This is a genomic window from Streptococcus sp. HMSC072G04, assembly GCF_001813295.1.
In the GTDB taxonomy this organism is placed as follows: domain Bacteria; phylum Bacillota; class Bacilli; order Lactobacillales; family Streptococcaceae; genus Streptococcus.
Window position 1 is genome coordinate 2,074 of sequence record NZ_KV812040.1, and the last position, 3,198, is coordinate 5,271.

Here is a 3,198-nt window from a genome sequence, read left to right on the forward strand (position 1 = left end):
CGCGAAGACTAAAATTGAGGTGACATCAGCAAGCTTGTTGATGAAGTGATCATTTTAGATTCAACAGGAGGAGGCTTTGCTCGAAAGAGCAAGGCCTCTTTGTTTGTTATTGAAAAAACTAAGAAAAAATTGCCTATTTATATATAGAGAGAAATTCATATTTAAAAATGTTTTAAAAAAATGTACGTATTGTGAAAAAATATGATGATTTGCTTAAATTCAAAGAGAATCAGCATTTAAATTGGGAAAAATATAGGGGAATCATATTTTTTTGAAAATATTATTCAAAATTGTTGACATTACTAGGTAGTGAGAAGTACAATATAAAGGTATCATGGAAACATGAAATGAAATTATAGGAGATTTTTGTGAAATGAAAGATATGTTTAATAGACGTCAACGTTTTTCATTGAGAAAATACAGTTTTGGGGTATGCTCAGTATTGTTAGGTACGGCACTATTCTTAGCTGGAGCACAGACTGTTTCTGCTGATGAAAATGAGGCTAGTACAGAAGCAGTATCCGCAAACGCAATTGTTCCGCCAACTGCCGATACAAGTACTGGAAATACAGAGGCAACAACTGCTTATGCAGCAGATGCAGCCCTTCCAACAAGTGAAGGTTCTTCTGTAGCAAACCCAAGCGAACAAGGGAATTCAGAAGCCAGCTCAGCAAGCCGGTCTGTTTCAGATTCGGAAACACCTCGCGTTCGTTCGCGTCGTGATACCTCTGCTCAACCAGCTGCAGCAGAAGCTTCAAAAGAACTGACTGCATCTATCGAAGCTGGTGATGAGTATGTAACTATTCGTACAGATGCAGCTGCAACTGTTACTGTTACAGTAGATGGTCAAGCGGTTTCTATCAGTGGATCTAATGGGGTTTATACCTTTAAACGCCCTTCCTCAGGTGGAACCGTAGTAGCAACTGTAACCGATGAATCTGGAAAAACAGTCACCAAACAATTGAATGTTTCTCCAACTACGGTGAACGGTGTCATTAAACCTACTGATTCATCTCTGACAATTGCAAATAAATTTGACTCTACAGGGATTACGACTGATAAAGAAGCTCCTTATGTTGTGAAGAATGCCGGAGTAGAATTCAATAAGGTCAATGCAGATGGTAGCATTTCCTTGACAGGAACTTCTTGGACACGATTAGCAGGTGGATGGGCTAAAGATAAGAAGTACCCATTTGGTGCTCATATGATTATGAACTTCCAAAATCCAACCTTCTATGAAAATATCGAGAAGATTACCATCAAACCAACTTATCAAGGGGCTGCAAAAGAATTTACTAAATATGAAAACGGCTCTGTTTGGTCGGTTCCGATTCAAAATGACACGGTAGCATCAGGAGGAATCGGTGCATCCTATGACCACCCTATCACCATTACTTTGAAGAACGGGAAAACCTTGGATGATCTTGGTCTTTCAAATACTCCAATTTCCTTCTCTTCAGCTTGGGTAACTGGTAAGGACTATGGTAAAGTTATTCCAAATAAATTAGTCCGTGAAAGTATTGATAACTCATGGTTTATCGCGGCAGGTAATGAGAAAAAAGAAGCTTCTGATAATGGTTTAACAAATGCCTTTACCGGGACACCTGGTACTGGCGTGAATACTCAACCAACCTTAAAAGTGCTTCCACGCTTTACAAGTGATGGTAAGGCAGATTCGATTGAATTGGTCTACACCATGAAAGTTTCTGCGGCAATGGGTGTTGTAAACCTAAGTTCAAACACCTTCCAATCTGTCCCATACATTGAACAAGTATTGCCTGAGAGTCTTTTGCCATACCTAGACTTGAACGAAACATATATTTATAAATCTGATGCAGATGGTTCTGCAGTAAAAGGTGTCAATAAGATCAAATTGACAATGGATTCATCTGGAAAACTGGATACACGAAAAACAGATGAAATCAGTATTGCAACTAAGACCAATCCGAGTCAAAAGGATGTTGATAAAGTTAGAAATAACATCGACAAAAACATCTTGGGAACAGCTTCAGGGCAACTTGGTTCATATACTATTTCGTACAAGTTCAAAGACACCATTGATTCTGTTGAATTAGCTAAAAAATTGAACGAAGAAATCAAGAAAAACAACGGCATGCTCCTCTTTGAACAATGGATGGAGCGTGGAGTTAAACCAAACTTGAATGCGATCGAACGTTCTTGGAAAGGAAATACTGAAGGGGTTCACCAAGGATCATATGCCAATGCTTTCCTTGATACGAACTTATTGACTGTTAATGCACCTAAAAATCAAACTTATGATGTGACTTACAGTAAATCTGAAGTAACTGCTGGCGATACAACTCAACCACAAATTCCACTTGTACGAGATGTTGAAGGTAAGGAAGTACCTGTTCCTTCTGGTACAGCTTTCAAAGCTGGAACACTTCCAGCTGGAATTGATTCTGTTTCTGTTGATGAAGATACAGGGGCGATTACAAGTAAGACTTCTGCTAATGCTACACCTGGTTTAGTAAATGTGCCTATGCTTGTCACTTACCCAGATGGTACAACTGAAACAGTTAATGTTCCAATTGAAATCAAAGCTAAGGAAACAGACGCAGATAAGAACACACCAACTGCTAAGGATCAAACCGTTAACATTGGCGACACACCAGACGCTAAAGGTTCAATTGGTAATGTCTCAGATCTTCCATCAGGAACTAAGTTTGAGTACAAGACACCAGTAGATACAACAACTGCAGGTGAAAAAGACGCAACAGTAGTTGTGACTTACCCAGATGGTTCTAAAGACGAAGTACCAGTTAAGGTAACGGTTAAAGATCCACGTACAGACGCAGATAAGAACACACCAACTGCTAAAGATCAAACCGTTAACATTGGTGATACACCAGATGCCAAGAACTCAATCGGTAACGTTTCAGATCTTCCAAGTGGTACTACATTTGAATACAAGACACCGGTAGATACAACCACAGAAGGTGAAAAAGACGCAACAGTAGTCGTAACTTACCCAGATGGTTCTAAAGACGAAGTTCCAGTTAAGGTGATCGTTAAAGATCCACGTACAGATGCGGATAAGAACACACCAACTGCTAAGGATCAAACTGTTAACATTGGTGATACACCAGATGCCAAGAACTCAATCGGTAATGTAGGTGACCTTCCATCAGGAACTAAATTCGAATACAAGACACCAGTAGATACAACAACTGCAGG

1 protein-coding gene is annotated in these 3,198 nt (G+C 39.5%); it reads left to right on the forward strand.

Translation table 11 applies throughout. The features are described 5' to 3' along the window. Positions 1 to 373: 373 nt before the first annotated feature. Positions 374 to 3,198 (forward strand): Rib/alpha-like domain-containing protein (locus tag HMPREF2904_RS12090; RefSeq protein WP_141751214.1); only part of this gene is annotated, 2,825 nt, incomplete at its 3' end.